This is a genomic window from Pseudomonas sp. LS44 (genome assembly GCF_024730785.1).
Classification (GTDB): Bacteria; Pseudomonadota; Gammaproteobacteria; order Pseudomonadales; family Pseudomonadaceae; genus Aquipseudomonas.
This window is the reverse complement of the sequence record NZ_CP102830.1, coordinates 3,007,322-3,025,821: the sequence shown is the minus strand read 5'-3', so window position 1 is coordinate 3,025,821 and position 18,500 is coordinate 3,007,322. Positions and strand designations below refer to the sequence as shown.

Here is an 18,500-nt window from a genome sequence, read left to right as displayed (position 1 = left end):
TGCATGGCCGGCATGCGCGTTGCGTCGACTGCCCGTCGCTAAGGAGAAGGCATGCGCCAAGGTTTTGCTGAAATGGTGGAGTTCTGGCGCTTTCTGGCGCAGCGCTTTATCGATGATCGGGCGCCCAACAGTGCCGCGGCACTGACCTATACCACCTTGTTTGCGGTGGTGCCGATGATGACCGTGACCTTTGCCATGCTCTCGGCCATTCCGGTGTTTCAGGGCGTCGGTGAGCAGATCCAGAGCTTCATCTTGCGCAACTTCCTGCCGGCGTCCGGGGAGACGGTCCGTGATTATCTGGCCAGCTTCACCGCCCAGGCCCGTCAGTTGACGTGGCTTGGGGTGATCTTCTTGGTCGTCACCGCCTTCACCATGCTGGTCACCGTAGAACGAGCGTTCAACACCATTTGGCGAGTGCGCCAGCCGCGTCGCGGTGTATCCAGCTTCCTGCTGTATTGGGCGATTCTCAGTCTGGGGCCGTTGTTGCTGGGCGTCGGTTTTGTCGTCAGCACCTACATTGCCTCACTGTCGCTGATTTCCGGACCGGATGCGCTGATCGGGGCGAGAACGTTGCTGGGTTTCGCCCCGCTGATGTCCAGCATTGCGGCCTTCACGCTGATATATGCGACCGTGCCGAACACCCGAGTACCGTTCAAACACGCCTTGATCGGTGGCGTGCTGGCGGCGGTGCTGTTCGAACTGGCAAAGATGCTGTTCGGCCTCTATGTGCGCCTGTTCCCCGGCTATCAACTGATTTACGGCGCATTCGCCACGGTACCGTTGTTCCTGTTGTGGGTGTATTTGTCCTGGTTGATTGTCCTGCTGGGTGCCGAACTGGTCTGCAACCTGTCCAGCTCCTGGCAATGGCGGCGACGGGCAGTGCCGCGTTTACTGGTGATACTGGGGGTTTTGCGGGTCTTCCATGACAGCCAGCTGCGCGGCGAGCTGGTCAGCCATCGCAAAGTGCAGAACCAAGGCTGGCTGCTGCCGGAGGATGAGTGGGACGAAATACTCGACTTTCTGGAAGGTGAGCAGTTGATTTGTCGTGCCAGCGGTGGAGCGTGGGTGCTGTGTCGGGATTTGTCGAATTACAGCTTGGCGCAATTGATCAGCCGCAGTCCCTGGCCGTTGCCGCGTTTGGAGCAATTGCCCAAAGAACTAGATGAATCTTGGTACGCGGCTCTGCGCTCGACCTTGGAAAATTTTCACCGGCAGCAGCACGACCTATTTGGCGCGAGTCTGGCGCAGTGGCTGCAAACGCATACGACAGAGGCCCCCAGAGTTTCCTCTCGCTAGGTGACGAAAAAAGTCAGTTTGCGGCGCGTTGCTTCGCCCTTGCAGAAAGATTTCCCTTGGCAGGCAGCTGCATTGCCATCTACCGCAAGTTGGCATGCTTCTGGCTCTGTTGCATGGGTTGCCATCATGTTGTCATCAGGCATGGACTGCCTATAGGGAAAGCGAGATGAGTCGTACGCCGGCAAAAGTGCTTCATCTGCAAAAGTGCAAGCCAGAGCAGGCGCTGGAGAGTCTCAATCGGCTCACAGGGCTGAGTTTTAGTCGCTGGCCAGAGTCGCTGTGTAGTGCTGATCAGGCCGATGCACAGCAAATAGCTGAGCCGCTCGGTTTCGAGCTCAGTGCGGCGTTGGAAGGTGTTCAGCGTAGAAAGCAAGTCCCCGCGTGATGCGGGGTTTAGGGATGGGATCAGGCGAGTGCTTGCCGAGTCTCGCCAACTGCCTGCTCGACTGCCTGAACGAACAGTTCGTCGACCACCAGACTTCTTACGCTCACCGCCGAGCGCAGTAGAACCTGCATATCCTTGATTTTCTGCTTCACCGGCAACCGCGCTATGCCCGATAAGAGAATCTTGTCGTTGGCGTTGACCTTGCCATGGTCGACGCTTACCTCGCGGCGTACCTCGCCGTCCTGGTAACAGACCAGCAGCGATACTGGAAGGTTGGCCAGGCCGGGCAGATGCAACCAGCTGGCGACATTGTATTCGGCGACTCGTCCCTCATAAGGGGTGACGATCAAGCGGGCTGCATCGCTGATGCGTGAAGGTACGCTGCCGATCAGCTTGTCGTGAGCTTGGGTCATGGCGGGGTTCCGGCGGACTACGGTGAAAATCGCCGCTTGGCAGGGCCCAAGCGTTGCTTACGCTGATTATAAGCACGCTCGTTCTGCTGAAACTGTGAGCTTGGCCGCTGGTCGGCGTGACCTGTCTCGCAGTTGGTGTTACGCCAGTTTCAGCGGATAACGCGCTACCAAGGGCGTCGTCAGGTTGGCACGGGGCAGCGGGACGATGGCCTGATTGGTCACGCTGGCCAGTTGCAGCCAAAGATTCTCGCCTTCGACGAATTGTCCGTTCGGTAGCCAGAGCCCGTGGTGCCAGGCATTGCCTGGTACCGGAGTGCTCTGCAGGACGCCGGGATGTGTTTGGGCGCTGGGTGCACGCCGCAACCAGACCGGCCGCGGCAAGCCTTTGAGATAGCGGATGCCGAGGTGTAGCCCCTCGAGGTTGATATGGCGCCAGCGGATCACCGCCAGCGTTGGTGTGCCGGTGGAGCTCAGTAAGAGCAACAATTGGCCAATCGGCAATCGCGCACCCAAATCGACATTGCAGAGCAGGCGTGCGCCACCGGGACTGGAGTCGAGTATCTGCGCAGGACTCTGGTTGGGGCGTTGTTCAAGCAACTGGGCATGAATGGCGGCCAAGCCTAGGATCAATTGGCAATCGCCTTGTTGATCGGTACGCAGATGACGCCGTTGCTGGCGTCCCAGCCAATGTTGATGTACGCGCTCGAGAACCTTGCGCTCTTTACCGCTCTGCAAAGGTGCCGGCTCGTGTAGCGCAACCAGCAGGGCGCCGAGTTCGAAACGCCGCAGGTATTGAGTGTCGATATCCGGAGTTTGCTCGAATAGCAGGCAAGGCTGGGCTGCAGTGAGATCCACCGTTGGTCCTTCATTTTCACCGTCTTCATCCCAGCGTTCCAGGCGCGCCAGTTCGGCCAGCGGCGCCAGGGCGCTAAACAGGACAGGGCCTTCACCTTCAGTCAAATGGAACGGGTTGCTCATGGCGACCAGTAGCATCTGCTGATAAAGACCGCGCAAAGTGTTGGCGGGGCGCGGTAGAAAGGCCGCGGCAACCGGCTCGTCCAGGCAGTCCTGGTTTTCGCCGATCCAATACAGCAGATGACTATCGCGCCACAGGTTGGGCGCGGGTTCCTGATACAGCTGGTAGTTGCGCAGCAAGGTCTGGGCGAGAAAATGCTGCGCCATATACAGACACCAGGCGAGGTGCGGACGAGAAGGGTGGCGACCTTGCAGTATCTGCAGCAGCAAGCGCTTGAAGCCAACGGCTAATTCCGCACACAAGCGTACGAACAGCGCTGGAGGAGCGAGCTCTTCCGCATAGGGTTGGGCGTAGTACCGGAACTCCTCGCTGAAGCTTTGCAGGATGCGCTGCCTTTCGAGTAAGGTCATGACACTTCGATTCAAGCGAAACAGCAGACCCAGAATCAGCTGCAGTCCATGCTCACGTGGTTGTAAGCGGGCACTGGCGAATTGCTCTTGAAGATCGGCGAGCGGTTCCGCGGACTCTTCGCGGAGCTCGGGAACTTCCAGGCGCAAGGCGTCCATCGTCATATCAACCCTGCATATTTGAGGATCGACAGTATGGATGTGCGGCTCCAGAGAGCGATTGGAAAGTTAATCATGGGTTTGATCGCCGGGCTTCTGCTGGCCGGTTGTGCCGAGGACGCGGGTGTCGATCAGCATGGACGAAAGGTAGCGGTTGAGCGTCTGGAAGACCAGTGGTTAGTGATTAATTACTGGGCCGAATGGTGCGGGCCCTGCCGCACTGAAATACCGCAGTTGAATCAACTCGCCGAGCAGCTCAAAAACCAGTCCGCCGAGGTATTCGGGGTTAACTTCGATGCGCTGCAGGATGATGAGTTGGCCAAAAGCTCGGAGGCTTTGGGGATTCGCTTCACGGTACTCGCCGAGGACCCCGCGCCGCGTTTTAATCTGCCGCGCAGTGAGGTGCTGCCGGTGACCTATATAGTCGATCCGCAAGGTAAGGTTCGTGAGCGTCTACTTGGTGAGCAGAGCGCAGCTGGGTTGAGTAAACGTCTAGCCGAACTGCAGGCCGGAAAGTAATTGCGAGAGGATTGTATGGCACGTATCTGCATGCATGGTTATGTCCGCGGGCATGTCCAAGGTGTCGGCTTTCGTCAGCATACTGAGGAGCAGGCCGAGCGTCTGAATCTCGATGGCTGGGTGCGCAATCTGCCAGATGGTGCCGTAGAGGTGCTGTTCGAAGGCGAAGAAGACGCGGTGAATGAGCTGGCTGCTTGGTTGGAGAAAGGTCCCGAGCGAGCCAAGGTCACCGGGCTGGAGCTGGAACCTCAAGCGCTGCAAGGCGTCACCGGGTTTGTGATGCGCCGATAATGGTCAAGGTTTGACGTACCAGAAGTCTTGCCAAAGGCCGATCACCTTGGCGGGATATTCATTGCGGCCAAGACTGCCGTTATAACGGGCGAGGGCGCGGCCGAGGTTACCGTTTTCTTTCTTCAGGTAGTAACTGAGGATGGTGCAGCCGTAGCGCAGATTGGTGGCGTTGTCGGTCAGGTTGTCTTGCGCGCGTCCGAGTTCAGCCTTCCAGAACGGCATTACCTGCATCATGCCTTGTGCGCCTACCGACGAGATGGCGAAGCGGTCGAAATGGCTTTCGGCGTGAATCAGGGCGATGACCAGGTCAGGTCGCAGTCCAGCTTTGCGCGATTCCCGATGGACAAGGCGCAGGAATGTCAGGCGTTCCTGGCTGTCGGGAATATAGCGGGTGAGGCGAGTGGACATATCCAGCAGCCAGACTTCCGCCTCGAAACGATCCTGAAAGCTGTCGGCTTCATCGACTGTGCGTTGCAAAAGGCTGCGCAGTTCCGGCTCAGGCGCCTGGCGCAGATTGGCGTCAACTGCTGCGCTCAACAGCAAGAGGCCCCATATGGCGAAGCGAATTTGCGTCGCCATCCTCGTGCTCAGTTGCTGTTGCCCGGATCGGCCGCCAGCCGGCCAGCGTTTTTCAGCAGCGATTGGAGAAACTCCTGCTGCAGCTCCGGGTCATTGCGGGTGAGTTCGATCAGGCTCTGTTCCAGCTCGCTGGCTTCTTCTTCCAGGCCGAGTTCGGACAAGCGTTTGACCCGGTGCACCCACTGCGGGACCTCGTCATCTTCCAGGTCATCAAAAATTAGTGCATGGGCTTCCAGCAGTTTGCCGCGCAGCGTGCGGCTGACCAACAGGGTTGCATCGGCACGCGCCTTGTCTTGCGGGTCTTCGACGCTTAGCAGCAACTTACCCACTCGGCTGACATCTTGTTCGGCGAAGGGGCCATCAAGCAGGTTAAGCCGCAGGATGCCGCTGCGATCGCTCGTCAGTTCGTGAGTTTCGCTACCGGCCTTGACCAGTACGGGACGTTCGGCCCATGGCAGGCTGGAGTATTCCATTCGTTGATCGAGCTTTTTCTCGTCGATGCTGGCGAGATTCTGCTGTGAACGGCCATTGGATTGCACATTCATGAATGGATTGAGGCCTGCGAAACCGTAGCTGATCCAGTCCTTGGTGGCGGTGTCAGGCAGACTGCCGAGCATCACTACGTTGAGTACGTTGGCACCCACACCGGCGACCACTGCCAGTGCACCCAACGGTATTTCATAGGCTTCGCGCCATGGTTGATAGGGCGTATAGCGGTCATAGCGACGGGTAACTTCAAACTCGGTGACTTCAAAAGTCTTCTGTTCGTTGATCCGCACGCGGCGCTGGGGAAGCTCCAGCACGCGCGGTTCGCCCGTCTCGATCTGTAAGCTGTGGTTAAGCAGTTTCCGTTCGACGCGCTCTTCATGCTCGCTGCGTTGCGGCAGATGATTGGCGCAACCGCTGAGAAAGAAGACGCCACAAAAAGCGGCGCCAGCCAGATGAAGAGTGCTTCGTGGGAACATGACGGCTCTTGGCAAAAGATTGAAATCAGCGGCAGATACGGGCCTGGATAAAGGACAACACCTCGGTGACTGGAATCGCCTGCGCGTCGGTCTTCCTGCGGTGTTTGTACTCCAGATTGCCTTCGGCGAGGCCGCGGTCACTGATCACGATGCGATGCGGGATGCCGATCAGTTCCATATCCGCGAACTTGATGCCCGGGCTGGTTTTCTTGTCGCGGTCATCAAGCAGTACCTCAAAGCCGGCAGCCGTCAGTTCGGCGTACAGCTTGTCGGTGGCGCTGCGCACGTCTTCGTTTTCATAACGCAGCGGAACCAGGGCAATCTGGTAAGGCGCGAGGGTGTCGTTCCAGATAATCCCGCGCTCGTCGTGATTCTGTTCGATGGCGGCAGCGACCACGCGTGATACGCCAATGCCATAGCAACCCATGGTGAGGACGGCGGGTTTGCCGTTCTCGCCCATAACGGTGCAGTTCATCGCTTCGCTGTATTTGGTACCGAGCTGGAAAATATGCCCGACTTCGATGCCGCGCTTGATTTCCAGGCTGCCCTGGCCATCCGGGCTCGGGTCGCCGGCGACCACGTTGCGCAGGTCGGCGCTTTCCGGCAGCGGCAGATCGCGCTCCCAGTTGACACCCAGGTAGTGCTTGTCGTCGATGTTGGCGCCAATGGCAAAGTCGCTCATCAGGGCGACCGAGCGGTCGATGACGCAGGGCATTGGCAGATTCAGCGGGCCGAGAGAGCCTGGCCCGGCGCCAACTGCCGCGCGAATTTCGGCGTCGGTCGCGAACTCCAATGGGCTGGCGACTTGAGCCAGATTGGCGGCTTTGATCTCGTTCAGCTCATGATCGCCTCGCAGAATCAAGGCGACCAAGGTGCCGGCTTCCACGCCATGCACGATCAGGGTCTTGATGGTTTTTTCGATCGGCAGACCAAAACCCTCTACCAACTCGGCGATGGTTTTGACGTTTGGCGTATCAACCAGGCGCAGCGCTTCGGCGGCGGCAGCGCGCGAGGTTTCCCGTGGCAGCGCTTCGGCTTTCTCGATGTTGGCGGCGTAGTCGGAGCTGTCGCTGAAGGCGATATCGTCTTCGCCGGAGGCGGCCAATACGTGGAATTCATGGGAACCAGTGCCGCCAATCGAACCGGTATCGGCTTGAACCGGACGGAAGTTCAGGCCAAGACGCGTGAAGATATTGCTGTAGGCCTGATGCATGCGGTCGTAGGTTTGCTGCAGCGAGGCTTGATCCAGGTGAAAGGAGTAAGCATCTTTCATGATGAATTCACGACCGCGCATGAGGCCGAAACGCGGGCGGATCTCGTCACGAAACTTGGTTTGGATCTGGTACAGATTCAGCGGCAACTGCTTGTAGCTGCTCAGCTCGTTGCGAGCGAGGTCGGTGATGACCTCTTCGTGTGTCGGGCCAGCGCAGAACTCACGATCATGACGGTCTTTGATTCGCAGCAGTTCAGGGCCGTACTGTTCCCAGCGGCCGGATTCCTGCCAGAGCTCGGCTGGCTGGATGCCGGGCATTAGTACTTCTAGAGCCCCAGCCGCATTCATTTCTTCGCGCACGATCGCTTCGACTTTGCGCAACACGCGCAGGCCCATCGGCAGCCAGGTGTATAGGCCCGATGCCAGCTTGCGGATCATGCCCGCGCGCAGCATCAACTGGTGGCTGATGACCACTGCGTCGGAGGGAGTTTCTTTCAAGGTCGAGAGCAGGTACTGACTGGTGCGCATGGTTGGCCGCTGTGTCGGTTGCGAAAGGAAGAAGCAGGCCGGCATTGTACGGTGGCGGTAGGGATGCGTACAGGCGCGTAGAGCGGTTTTGGCGGGGTCTAGAGAGTCGTTCGGGAGTTGCGGGTCGCCGATAAATACGCGGTTTGTTGGCGGTTCTGAGTGTTTGGGCGCCCAAAAGAAAGCCCGGCAGAATATCCTGCCGGGCTTTTTTGGTGCGTTATCGAAGTGCCGTGGAAATTACAGAATTTCCAGCGGGTACTCGATGAATAGGCGCCATTCGTTCAGGTCGTCGTTGAGGAGTTGGTTGGTGCGGTAGATGGAGTTGCGTGCCTTCAGCGAGAGATCTTTGACCGGGCCGTTCTGGACAACGTATTTGACCTGATTGAAGAACTCGCGCTCATTCACGTCGCTGCCTGCGCCAACATCGATGTCCGTGCCATAGACGTAGGCAGTCTTCCAGCTCAGGCCGGGAGCGCCGTAGGTGGCGAAGTCGAGTTCATAGCTGGCTTGGTAGGACTTCTCGTCCTTGTTGTTAAAGTCAGAGAAGTAGGAGTTAGCCAGGAAGATCGCACTGCCGCCATCGCCGATGTCGTACTGGTAGCCTTGGTCACCACTGTTCTGCTGGTAAGCCAGAATAAAGGCGTGTGCCCCGGTGCTGTACTTACCGGCCAGACTCCAGATCGTATTGTCTTCGTCGCTGGGAGTGGCAAGGAAATCTTTGTCGTATTCAGTTTTATAGATATTGAAGTCGAAGTTCAGTGCCTGATCGTCGGAGAAGGGGATGGTGTAGTTGATGTTGCCGTAACGCTTGGTGGCGACATCATCGATATCGGAAAAGTACAGAGCAGCGCTGAGGCTGTCATTGAATTGGTAGCTGCCACCCGCAACATCGATGCTTTTCAGCGGGCCAATGCTGCCTTCGTCGTGATTCGGCGAAGCCATCGCGCTTTCTGCGGTGAAGTGGCCGGCGTTCAGTTCCAGCCCTTCGATTTCGCTGCTGGTGATCATGGTGCCAGTAAAGGATTGCGGGAGCAGGCGGGAGTCGTCATAGGCCAGAACCGGGAGGTTCGGCATCTGGTCACCGTATTTGATAACGGTGTTCGACAGGCGCACTTTTACGGCTGCGCCGGCTTGGGACAGGTCGTCGCGGAAATCGCCATCGGAGTCGGTTTCGAACATGTCGCCCTGGCCGCCATCCAGACGCAGGCCGAGGAGGCCGAAAGTATCAACGCCGAAGCCTACTGTGCCTTGGGTAAAGCCGGATTCGAAAGTGCCGATGAAGCCTTGGCCCCAAGTCTTCACGTCATCTCGCCCATGATTCCAATCACGGTTCCAATAGGTATTGCGCAGCAGCAAGGTAGCGCTGGCATCATCGACAAAGCCTTTGGAGTCGGATTGGGCGCTGGCGTTGGCCAACTGTGTGCTTCCGGCTGATACAGCCAGAGCGATTAGGCTCCACTTCATTACTTGCATCGTGATTGCTCCTTTGGTTTGGAAGAGTAACGCTACCCATCATAATTTTTGTCTGGGCGGCTCTTTCTTTTTGTGTCCGCGATAACGTATAGCACGCGAACTTTAATGGCGATAGTTGCTCAAAATTCCCTGCAAAATACCTAACTCGTTGTCGCAAAAGCGAAAGCTGTATGTCGCAAATTTATAGCTTTTTCTCTTCTCTTGAATTTGGCCTTTAAGGCCTCAGAATTCCGAGACTTAGGACTAGTCAAGACGGTTCGCTATAAGTTTCAACAAATACTTGCATTATCTATTGCTAGCAGTTCGTCACAGGTCTTTCGGCTGAGTCTGAATCGACATAAGCAACAACCGTGCACAAATTCTCCGGGTTACGAAAAAAATCCACAAGGCCTCGATTTCTGCGCGACTTCTTCCATATGACGCCATTTACTCCCGGCTCTTTTCTCTCCCTGCCGGGGTTGTGGGGATCACCAGGATGCGATGGGTGTGCACGCCTTGGATGCTCGAAAAATAAGCTAGCTCCGTTTTGGTGCGTCGTCCATTTTGGTGAATCCGGGAAGAGAGGCAAGGTATCCTAGGCTGCGGTCGAATCGATATCTTCATTTCGTAATTTTTTGGTCGAACCGGAGGTTTCAGATGTTCGCCTTGGACTCACGCCTTCAGCAGGACACCCTGCTGATCGGCGACTATCCCCTATGTCGCCTGCTTTTAATGAATGAAGCCCGGTACCCATGGTTCATTCTGGTTCCACGTCGGCCTGAGGTGGCTGAGTTGTTTCAGCTTGACGAGGCCGATCGGCTTCAGTTGTGGCGAGAAACTACGACCCTGGCTGAGGCGCTCAAGGATATTTTTGCGGCGGACAAGATGAATGTCGCCACCCTCGGCAATGTCGTCAGTCAGTTGCATATGCATATCATCGTGCGTCGTCGTGAGGATGCTGCTTGGCCGGCTCCGGTCTGGGGCAAGCATGCGCCACAGCCGTATACGGCGGAGCAGGTCGCTGCCATTCGTACCAAATTGCAGTTGGTTCTGAGTGCAGACTTCAGCTTTATCGAGGATTAAGGGCGTGAACACTGACGAACGTATTAACGAGCTGGAAAGCCGTCTGGCGTTCCAGGACGATACAATTCAGACGCTTAACGATGTGCTGGTTACTCAGCAGCAGACGTTGGAACGGCTGCGGCAACAAGTGGCTGCGCTCGCGAAGCGCCAGGATGATTTGCAGGGGCGCTTTGACCTTGCCGACGATGATGTGCCGCCGCCGCATTATTGAACTGCTAAAAATGAGCAATAAAAAAGCCCGCCGATTGGCGGGCTTTTTTGCTTGCGCGTTAGCGTCGTTGTGGCAGCGCTGCTATCACGTCTTCCGCCTGTAGGCCCTTGTCGCGTTGCATGACGGAAAACTCCACTCGTTGACCTTCGATCAGGACGCGGTGGCCTTCACCGCGAATAGCACGAAAGTGGACGAAGATATCATCGCCTGAATCGCGGGAAATAAAGCCAAAGCCTTTTGAGGTGTTGAACCATTTGACTGTGCCGGTTTCACGGTTGCCTTGCTCCTTGCTGGGCATGGCATTGCGGCGTTGAATGCGCAGGTTGGTGGCTAGATGCACCAGTACGGCGGCGAGCACCGTCAGTAGGCTCAGCAGAACGGCCGGTTGATCGCCGATGATGGGTAGCGGGGCCAGCAAAATAAGGGTTTGCAGAGCAACTGCGGACACCAGCAGGACAGAAACCAATCCCTGCATCTGATTGCGCACGCCAACATGCCAGATAGGTAGCAGGGGGGCGAGCAGCAGGTTCAGCATGCCAAACAGCGCAAGGTACAGCGCCTCCGGTTGCTGCAGGTACGGCAGTGCTTCGGGATGAAGACTCGGAATAAACGACAACAGCAAGGCGATGGCGCCCGTTAGTAGGTGGACGATCTTTAACATGGGTAATGAACTCACTTGATAGAAGTATCACGGAAGAGCGGAGTTGACGGCTGTGTCCCTGAACATGGTGGGCGCGTTAAGTGTTAGCCAGTCAGCCCCTTGCGCCACGCCCTTGAAGGTTGTGGTCGCACGCGGGGTATTTAACCGCAAAGCGTATGGCTACTCAAATCAAGCGCTTAGGGTGTCTTGGCGGGCAGATAGGAAGACTTGGTTGCGACCGTTGCGTTTGGCCTGATAGAGCGCATCGTCGGCGCGGGTTAACAGGCTTTCCAGATTGTCACCGACTTCGGCCATGGCCACGCCGAAACTGGCGGTAATGCTGTCCAGGATCTGATCGGTACGGCGAACTTTGATCCGCAGTGCTTGGATTTTCAGTCGTAGCTGTTCGGCAAAAGCCCGTGCTGCGGCGTCTTCATCAATATCCCGCAGAATGACGCAGAATTCTTCACCGCCGTAGCGGGCGGCCATGGCGCGGGGTGGTAACAGATCGCGAAGCAGTTGGCCGACATGCTGCAATACGCGATCGCCCAAAGGGTGGCCGTATTGGTCGTTAAACTGCTTGAAATGATCGATATCGAGAATGATCAGCGCTACGCCTTGATGGCCAGCCGCCAGCGTTTGTTCGAGTAGGCGAGTGAATGCGTGGCGGTTGAATATCTGCGTCAGGCTGTCGAGGGTTGCGGCCAGGTGAGCGCGCTCCAGCTGGTTGCGTAGATGCTGGATTTCGTCCTGAGCCGAGCGCAGGTGATAGAGGAACTGCTCCTGCTGTTGCTGCATGAGCTGAGTGCTTTGCTGCAATTCGTTCAAGACATTCGGCAGGTCATCGATAGCCGGTTCGTTCAGGGCGGCTAAGCCACTATCCAGGCTGGTTTGGTAGGCCTGGCTGTTGATCAGGCTGTGGGAGACTTGGCCTTCAATGTCATCAACCAGTTCGATCGCCTGGACTTGGCCGGCGCGGGCTTCTTCCAGCTCGCCACGAATGATGAAGTCGCGGAACAATCGCTCGGCAGTTGCCGGTGGGAAACTCTCGAAATCCGTAACCGCTTTGTCTAGCCGCCGGTTGAGTTCAGGTTGGAGTCCTTGGCTATAGGTGTACCAAAGCGCGTAATGCACGGGGTTAGGTGGAATGTCATGGCGCACCATGAGAGGCACTGCTTGCTTGAGCAGGGCGGCGGCCTCACGGGTTTCCTCAGGATAGAGTGCGAGGACGTTCGAAGCTTTGGATTGTTGCGTCATTCACATCACGGTGGTCGAGGTTCCAATTCGGCAGAGCATAGAGCAGGGGGCGGTGACATGCCTAGCAAAAGGCCCGGTCTAGCCGGGCCTTTGTGTTGAAAGAGATTATGCCGCCAGCAGGCTGCGAAGCATCCAGGCGGTTTTCTCATGCACTTGCATACGCTGAGTCAGCAAGTCGGCAGTCGGTTCATCGCTGACTTTGTCCACAAGTGCAAAAATGCCTCTGGCGGTGCGCACCACAGCTTCCTGGCCTTGAATCAACAAGCGAATCATCTCCTCGGCGCTCGGCACGTTTTCCTCTTCTTTGATCGAGGAAAGGCGTGCGTAGGCGGCGTAAGTGCCGGGCGCCGCGAAGCCAAGGGCGCGAATGCGCTCGGCAATCGAGTCGACAGCCAAGGCGAGTTCGGTGTACTGGCCTTCGAACATCAGATGCAGGGTGTTGAACATCGGTCCAGTGACATTCCAGTGGAAGTTGTGCGTCTTCAAATACAGCGTATAGGTATCTGCAAGTAGGCGAGACAAGCCTTCCGCGATGGCTGCACGATCCTGCTCAGCGATGCCGATATTAATTTCCATGCCGCTTTTCCTCTTCGTGGAACTGGTGAATTCGCTCTGATAAGTCAGCCTACCACGGGTATTTCGAGTCCACTCTTGGCTTGTGTCAAAAAAACCGATGGTCGATAGCTGTGGTTTTTTCGACCTGGTTTTGTTGGCAAGGGGGCCGTCTCATGCGGCTGCACGCAGAGGAATTAACCATATATAATCCCGCCCCTTGCCGCGAGACGCGGGCTCGCGGCGCGGTCTCAGTTTTCCGAGTCAAGCGAATGCCAATTTACGATTATCAGTGCGCTTCCTGCAGTCATCAGTTGGAAGCCATTCAAAAATTCAGCGATGCCGCGTTGGTCGATTGTCCGGCCTGCCACGCGCCTGAGTTGAAGAAGCAACTGTCCATGCCTGGTTTCCGCCTCAAGGGTGGCGGCTGGTATGAGACCGACTTCAAGACCGGCACGAAAAAGAACCTGGCTGGCGGCGATAGCGCCGAGTAACCAGCACACCGAATATCGATTACGAGAAGCGAACCCCTATCATGATGCGCAGCCATTATTGCGGCCAATTGAACGAAAGCCTGGACGGTCAGGTAGTTACCCTCTGTGCGTGGGTCCACCGCCGTCGCGACCATGGTGGTGTGATCTTCCTCGATTTGCGTGATCGCGAAGGTCTGGCTCAGGTTGTCTTCGATCCGGATCGCGCCGAGACGTTTGCTGCGGCCGACCGCGTACGCAGCGAATATGTAGTCAAGGTGACCGGCAAGGTGCGTCTGCGTCCCGCTGGTGCGGTCAACCCGAACATGGTCTCCGGTGCCATTGAAGTGCTCGGGCACGAGCTGGAAGTGCTCAACGAGGCCGAAACCCCGCCGTTTCCGCTCAACGAATACAGCGATGTCGGCGAAGAAACCCGTTTGCGCTACCGCTTCATCGACCTGCGTCGCCCGGAAATGGCCGACAAGATGAAGCTGCGCTCGCGCATCACCTCGAGCATCCGTCGTTACCTCGACGAGAACGGCTTCCTCGATGTGGAAACGCCGATTCTCACTCGCGCCACCCCGGAAGGCGCGCGTGACTACTTGGTGCCGAGTCGCACCCATGCCGGCAGCTTCTTCGCCCTGCCGCAGTCGCCGCAGCTGTTCAAACAGTTGCTGATGGTGGCCGGCTTCGACCGCTACTACCAGATCGCCAAATGCTTCCGCGACGAAGACCTGCGTGCTGACCGCCAGCCGGAATTCACCCAGATCGATATCGAGACCAGCTTCCTCGACGAGAGCGAGATCATCGCTATCACCGAGAAGATGATCCGTCAGCTGTTCAAGGAAGTGCTGAATCTGGAATTCGGCGAATTCCCGCACATGACCTTCGCCGAAGCCATGCGCCGCTACGGTTCGGACAAGCCGGACCTGCGCATTCCGCTGGAGTTGGTGGACGTCGCCGACCAGCTCAAAGAAGTCGACTTCAAAGTCTTCAGCGGTCCGGCCAATGATCCGAAATCGCGGATCGCCGCATTGCGCGTTCCGGGCGGTGCGAGCATGCCGCGCAGCCGTATCGACGAGTACACCAAATTTGTCGGCATCTATGGTGCCAAGGGTCTGGCTTATATCAAGGTCAATGAGCGCGCCAAGGGTGTCGAAGGCTTGCAGTCGCCGATCGTCAAGAACATTCCCGAGGCCAATCTCAATGTGATCCTTGATCGCGTCGGCGCGGTCGATGGCGACATCGTGTTCTTCGGTGCCGACAAGGCCAAGATCGTCAGCGAAGCCTTGGGTGCGCTGCGTATCAAGCTGGGTCACGATCTCAATCTGCTTACCTGCGAATGGGCACCGATGTGGGTCGTCGATTTCCCAATGTTCGAGGAGAACGATGACGGCAGCTTTACCGCGCTGCATCACCCGTTCACCGCGCCGAAATGTTCGCCGGAAGAACTGGAAGCCAACCCGGCCACTGCTTTGTCGCGTGCCTATGACATGGTGCTGAACGGCACTGAGTTGGGTGGTGGTTCGATCCGTATTCATCGCAAGGAAATGCAGCAGGCCGTGTTCCGCCTGCTGGGCATTCAGGAAGCGGAACAGGAAGAGAAGTTCGGCTTCCTGCTCGATGCGCTGAAGTTCGGTGCGCCACCGCACGGCGGTCTGGCCTTTGGCCTTGATCGCCTGGTGATGTTGATGACTGGTGCGCAGTCGATTCGCGAAGTGATCGCCTTCCCGAAAACCCAGAGCGCGGCATGCGTGATGACCCAGGCGCCGGGCCAGGTCGACGCCAAGGCGCTGCGTGAGCTGCACATCCGCCTGCGCGAACAGGCCAAGGCCGAGTAAGCCGGTAAAAGAAGCCTGGATTTCCAGGCTTCTTCGTTATGGGGTAGATGGAGAGAATCGAACTCTCACTGCCCGAGATACATAACTTAATCTGCAACAACCGGAGTGAGATATGGCTGGTCATTCCAAGTGGGCCAACATCAAGCATCGCAAAGGGCGTCAGGACGCCAAGCGCGGCAAGATATTCACCAAGCTGATCCGTGAGCTGACCGTGGCCGCCAAGCATGGCGGTGGCGTTCCGGCGGATAACCCGCGCCTGCGCCTGGCGGTGGACAAGGCGCTGACCGCCAACATGTCGCGGGATGTGATCGACCGGGCCATTGCCCGTGGTGCCGGCAACGACGCTACCGACAACGTCATCGAGCTGAGCTACGAAGGCTACGCGCCGAGCGGTGTGGCCATCATCGTCGAGGCCATGACCGACAACCGCAACCGCACCGCGGCTGAGGTGCGCCATGCCTTCACCAAGTGTGGCGGCAACCTGGGCACCGATGGTTCGGTGGCCTATATGTTCGAGCGCAAGGGACAGATCAGCTTCGCCCCAGGCGTTGGCGAAGATGCCCTGATGGAGGCGGCGCTGGAAGCGGGTGCAGATGACGTGGAGATGGGCGTAGACGGCTCCGCGCTGGTCTCCACCAGTTTCTCCGAATTCCACGCGGTCAACGAGGCGTTGACGGCGGCTGGACTCAAGGGCGAAGAGGCGGAAATCGCCATGATTCCTTCGATCAGCGCACCGGTTACCGATCTGGAGACCGCGAAGAAGGTCCTCAAGCTGATCGATATGCTGGAAGATCTGGACGACGTTCAGAACGTCTACCACAACGCTGAAATCCCCGACGAGCTAATGGAGCAGCTGGACTGACTCTACCTCGTGCATCGCAGGCCGGAAGCCGCCTCAGGCCCTTCCGGCTTTTTTATGCGTGACGTCGGGTGACGGCAGCCGTGGCCGGCCCGTATACTCGCGGCTGGATAAATAGACAGTATGGCGCGGGCCTGGCCGGCGCCGTGGATGGCCAAGCATGACGTTGATTTTGGGGATCGACCCCGGCTCGCGCATCACCGGTTACGGCGTGGTGCGCGATACCGGTCGCGGTTGCGAGTACGTCGCGTCGGGGTGCATCCGCACCGGCAGCGGGGCCTTGCATGAGCGCCTGCAGATCGTATTTCGCGGCGTGCGCGAGGTGATTGAGACCTACGGCCCGGTGACCATGGGCATCGAGCAGGTGTTCATGGCCAAGAACGCCGACTCGGCGCTCAAGCTCGGTCAGGCGCGTGGTGCGGCAATAGTGGCGGCAGCGGAGCAGGGGCTGGAGATCGCCGAGTACACCGCGACTCAGGTCAAACAGGCGATTGCCGGTACCGGTGGTGCCGACAAGCAGCAGGTGCAAATGATGGTGATGCATCTGTTGAAGCTGACCCAAAAGCCGCAAATCGATGCTTCCGATGCGCTGGCAATCGCGCTGTGCCATGCGCACACCCGCGCCAGCCTGATTCCTCATGGTCTTGCCAGCGCCAAGCGGCGTGGCGGGCGACTGCGTCTTTAAATAAGGAAACGATAGGTGATTGGACGTTTGCGCGGAACCCTGGCAGAAAAGCAACCGCCACATTTGATCGTGGACGTGAATGGGCTCGGCTATGAGCTGGAAGTGCCGATGACCACCCTTTATCGGTTGCCGGGTGTCGGCGAGCCGGTAACCCTGCACACTCATCTGGTCGTCCGTGAGGATGCTCATCTGCTCTACGGCTTCTTCGAAAAACGTGAGCGCGAGCTGTTTCGTGAGCTGATTCGGCTCAATGGGGTCGGGCCGAAACTGGCTCTGGCGCTGATGTCCGGCCTCGAGGTGGATGAGCTGGTACGCTGCGTGCGAGCGCAAGATACCTCGACCCTGGTGAAAATTCCCGGGGTCGGCAAGAAAACCGCGGAGCGCTTGCTGGTCGAACTCAAGGATCGCTTCAAGGCCTGGGAAACCATGCCCGCGATCTCTGGCCTGGTGGTTGAACCTCGTGGGGCGCTGGGGGTCTCAAGCGCGGCGAATGATGCAGTCAGTGCATTGATTTCCCTGGGATTTAAGCCGCAGGAAGCCAGTCGTGCAGTTACCGCGGTGGAAGAAGAAGGTTTGAGTAGCGAAGAATTGATCCGTCGTGCGCTTAAAGGAATGGTCTGAATCGTGATGAATAACTCCCAATGATCGAAGCCGACCGGCTGTTAACCGCCAGTGGCCGCGAGCGCGATGAACAGCTGGACCGGGCAATCCGGCCGCTGCGGCTGGCCGACTATATCGGCCAGCCGAATGTCCGTGAGCAGATGGATCTGTTCATTCGTGCGGCCAGGGGGCGCAGCGAGGCGCTGGACCACACCTTGATCTTCGGTCCGCCGGGACTCGGTAAAACCACCTTGGCCAATATCATCGCCCAGGAGATGGGGGTATCGATCAAGAGTACTTCCGGACCGGTGCTGGAGCGTCCTGGCGACTTAGCGGCGATGCTGACCAATCTCGAACCTGGCGATGTACTGTTCATCGACGAAATCCATCGCCTTTCGCCGATTGTCGAGGAAGTGCTATACCCCGCCATGGAGGATTTTCAGCTCGACATCATGATCGGCGAAGGTCCGGCAGCACGTTCGATCAAGCTCGATTTGCCGCCTTTTACCCTGATTGGCGCGACTACTCGCGCCGGCATGCTGACCAATCCTCTGCGTGATCGCTTCGGCATCGTTCAGCGCCTGGAGTTTTATGGGGTCGACGATTTGGCCACTATCGTCAGCCGTTCGGCCGGCATTCTCGGCTTGCCGGTGGAGGCGAAGGGCGCATTCGAGATTGCTCGGCGCGCTCGTGGTACGCCGCGTATCGCCAATCGGCTGCTGCGGCGAGTGCGCGATTTCGCCGAAGTCCGGGCTCAGGGCCAAATCAACGAAAGCACTGCCAATCTGGCGTTGAACTTGCTGGATGTCGACGAGCGCGGTTTTGATCACCAGGACCGACGCCTGTTGTTGACCCTGATTGAAAAATTCGATGGCGGCCCAGTGGGTGTCGACAGTCTAGCCGCTGCGATTAGCGAAGAGCGGCACACCATCGAGGATGTACTCGAGCCCTATCTGATTCAGCAGGGCTATATCATGCGCACGCCGCGAGGGCGGGTGGTGACTCGTCACGCTTATCTGCACTTCGGTCTGAATGTACCCAAGCGCATGGGCGAGCTACCAACTGCCGATCTGTTCGCCAATGACGAGTAAGCGGACTGTGACGAGCCAGTCGGCGCGC

At 57.8% G+C, this 18,500-nt stretch carries 20 protein-coding genes and 1 pseudogene; 11 read left to right on the top strand and 10 right to left on the bottom strand.

Going from position 1 to position 18,500, the window contains the following annotated elements:
* Nucleotides 1-51 precede the first annotated feature (51 nt).
* On the top strand, nucleotides 52-1,296 hold the full coding sequence (locus tag NVV93_RS13485; RefSeq protein ID WP_258251149.1) for a virulence factor BrkB family protein: 1,245 nt from the start codon (nucleotides 52-54) through the stop codon (nucleotides 1,294-1,296).
* A 405-nt stretch (nucleotides 1,297-1,701) separates the two neighbouring features.
* Here NVV93_RS13485 and NVV93_RS13480 read toward each other — a convergent pair whose 3' ends face one another.
* Nucleotides 1,702-2,094 (bottom strand): hypothetical protein, encoded by a 393-nt coding sequence (locus NVV93_RS13480; protein ID WP_258251148.1) that lies wholly within the window; start codon nucleotides 2,092-2,094, stop codon nucleotides 1,702-1,704.
* A 138-nt stretch (nucleotides 2,095-2,232) separates the two neighbouring features.
* Nucleotides 2,233-3,642, bottom strand: coding sequence for a PilZ domain-containing protein (locus NVV93_RS13475; protein WP_258251147.1), 1,410 nt, complete (start codon nucleotides 3,640-3,642; stop codon nucleotides 2,233-2,235).
* A gap of 30 nt (nucleotides 3,643-3,672) precedes the next feature.
* On the opposite strand from NVV93_RS13475, the gene NVV93_RS13470 reads away from it, so the two are divergent.
* Complete coding sequence (locus tag NVV93_RS13470) at nucleotides 3,673-4,155, top strand: TlpA disulfide reductase family protein (RefSeq protein ID WP_258251146.1); 483 nt, start codon at nucleotides 3,673-3,675, stop codon at nucleotides 4,153-4,155.
* A 15-nt stretch (nucleotides 4,156-4,170) separates the two neighbouring features.
* Nucleotides 4,171-4,446: an acylphosphatase gene (locus tag NVV93_RS13465; protein WP_258251145.1), complete on the top strand. Its 276-nt coding sequence runs from the start codon at nucleotides 4,171-4,173 to the stop codon at nucleotides 4,444-4,446.
* A gap of 3 nt (nucleotides 4,447-4,449) precedes the next feature.
* On the opposite strand, the gene NVV93_RS13460 is transcribed toward NVV93_RS13465, so the two are convergent.
* The 4 genes from NVV93_RS13460 to NVV93_RS13445 all read right to left on the bottom strand — a co-directional run bounded on the left by NVV93_RS13460 (nucleotide 4,450) and on the right by NVV93_RS13445 (nucleotide 9,204).
* Complete coding sequence (locus NVV93_RS13460; RefSeq protein WP_258251144.1) at nucleotides 4,450-5,025, bottom strand: lytic transglycosylase domain-containing protein; 576 nt, start codon at nucleotides 5,023-5,025, stop codon at nucleotides 4,450-4,452.
* Nucleotides 5,026-5,033: 8 nt separating this feature from the next.
* Entirely contained in the window at nucleotides 5,034-5,990 is a 957-nt protein-coding gene (locus NVV93_RS13455; protein ID WP_258251143.1) for a hypothetical protein, read from the bottom strand.
* 25 nt (nucleotides 5,991-6,015) lie between these two features.
* On the bottom strand, nucleotides 6,016-7,731 hold the full coding sequence (locus NVV93_RS13450; protein WP_258251142.1) for a proline--tRNA ligase: 1,716 nt from the start codon (nucleotides 7,729-7,731) through the stop codon (nucleotides 6,016-6,018).
* Between the two features lie 237 nt (nucleotides 7,732-7,968).
* Nucleotides 7,969-9,204, bottom strand: coding sequence for an OprD family porin (locus NVV93_RS13445; protein ID WP_258251141.1), 1,236 nt, complete (start codon nucleotides 9,202-9,204; stop codon nucleotides 7,969-7,971).
* A 636-nt stretch (nucleotides 9,205-9,840) separates the two neighbouring features.
* Between NVV93_RS13445 and NVV93_RS13440 the strand changes: the two genes are divergently transcribed.
* Together NVV93_RS13440 and NVV93_RS13435 are read left to right on the top strand one after the other, a co-directional pair.
* On the top strand, nucleotides 9,841-10,266 hold the full coding sequence (locus tag NVV93_RS13440; protein ID WP_258251140.1) for an HIT domain-containing protein: 426 nt from the start codon (nucleotides 9,841-9,843) through the stop codon (nucleotides 10,264-10,266).
* Nucleotides 10,267-10,270: 4 nt separating this feature from the next.
* Nucleotides 10,271-10,477 carry a SlyX family protein gene (locus NVV93_RS13435; protein ID WP_258251139.1) on the top strand — a complete coding sequence of 69 codons (207 nt, stop codon included), beginning with the start codon at nucleotides 10,271-10,273 and terminating at the stop codon, nucleotides 10,475-10,477.
* Between the two features lie 58 nt (nucleotides 10,478-10,535).
* Here NVV93_RS13435 and NVV93_RS13430 read toward each other — a convergent pair whose 3' ends face one another.
* The 4 genes and pseudogenes from NVV93_RS13430 to NVV93_RS13420 all read right to left on the bottom strand — a co-directional run bounded on the left by NVV93_RS13430 (nucleotide 10,536) and on the right by NVV93_RS13420 (nucleotide 12,950).
* Nucleotides 10,536-10,775, bottom strand: a complete 240-nt coding sequence (locus NVV93_RS13430; RefSeq protein ID WP_258254369.1) for a cold shock domain-containing protein — start codon at nucleotides 10,773-10,775, stop codon at nucleotides 10,536-10,538.
* Between the two features lie 90 nt (nucleotides 10,776-10,865).
* Nucleotides 10,866-11,138 (bottom strand): annotated as a pseudogene (locus NVV93_RS20095) (cold shock domain-containing protein membrane protein); the annotation flags it as partial.
* A 168-nt stretch (nucleotides 11,139-11,306) separates the two neighbouring features.
* Nucleotides 11,307-12,374, bottom strand: a complete 1,068-nt coding sequence (locus NVV93_RS13425) for a GGDEF domain-containing protein (protein ID WP_258251138.1) — start codon at nucleotides 12,372-12,374, stop codon at nucleotides 11,307-11,309.
* A 105-nt stretch (nucleotides 12,375-12,479) separates the two neighbouring features.
* Nucleotides 12,480-12,950 (bottom strand): Dps family protein, encoded by a 471-nt coding sequence (locus tag NVV93_RS13420; RefSeq protein WP_258251137.1) that lies wholly within the window; start codon nucleotides 12,948-12,950, stop codon nucleotides 12,480-12,482.
* Between the two features lie 248 nt (nucleotides 12,951-13,198).
* Between NVV93_RS13420 and NVV93_RS13415 the strand changes: the two genes are divergently transcribed.
* From NVV93_RS13415 to ruvB, 6 genes are all read left to right on the top strand, one after another.
* Nucleotides 13,199-13,420 carry a zinc ribbon domain-containing protein gene (locus tag NVV93_RS13415; RefSeq protein WP_258251136.1) on the top strand — a complete coding sequence of 74 codons (222 nt, stop codon included), beginning with the start codon at nucleotides 13,199-13,201 and terminating at the stop codon, nucleotides 13,418-13,420.
* 41 nt (nucleotides 13,421-13,461) lie between these two features.
* A complete protein-coding gene (gene aspS / locus NVV93_RS13410; RefSeq protein ID WP_258251135.1) occupies nucleotides 13,462-15,237 on the top strand; it encodes an aspartate--tRNA ligase in 1,776 nt (591 codons plus the stop codon).
* A gap of 112 nt (nucleotides 15,238-15,349) precedes the next feature.
* Nucleotides 15,350-16,099 (top strand): YebC/PmpR family DNA-binding transcriptional regulator, encoded by a 750-nt coding sequence (locus NVV93_RS13405; protein ID WP_258251134.1) that lies wholly within the window; start codon nucleotides 15,350-15,352, stop codon nucleotides 16,097-16,099.
* A gap of 157 nt (nucleotides 16,100-16,256) precedes the next feature.
* Nucleotides 16,257-16,781, top strand: coding sequence for a crossover junction endodeoxyribonuclease RuvC (gene ruvC, locus NVV93_RS13400; protein ID WP_258251133.1), 525 nt, complete (start codon nucleotides 16,257-16,259; stop codon nucleotides 16,779-16,781).
* 15 nt (nucleotides 16,782-16,796) lie between these two features.
* On the top strand, nucleotides 16,797-17,402 hold the full coding sequence (gene ruvA, locus NVV93_RS13395; RefSeq protein WP_258251132.1) for a Holliday junction branch migration protein RuvA: 606 nt from the start codon (nucleotides 16,797-16,799) through the stop codon (nucleotides 17,400-17,402).
* 20 nt (nucleotides 17,403-17,422) lie between these two features.
* Entirely contained in the window at nucleotides 17,423-18,472 is a 1,050-nt protein-coding gene (gene ruvB / locus NVV93_RS13390) for a Holliday junction branch migration DNA helicase RuvB (protein ID WP_258251131.1), read from the top strand.
* Nucleotides 18,473-18,500: the final 28 nt, after the last annotated feature.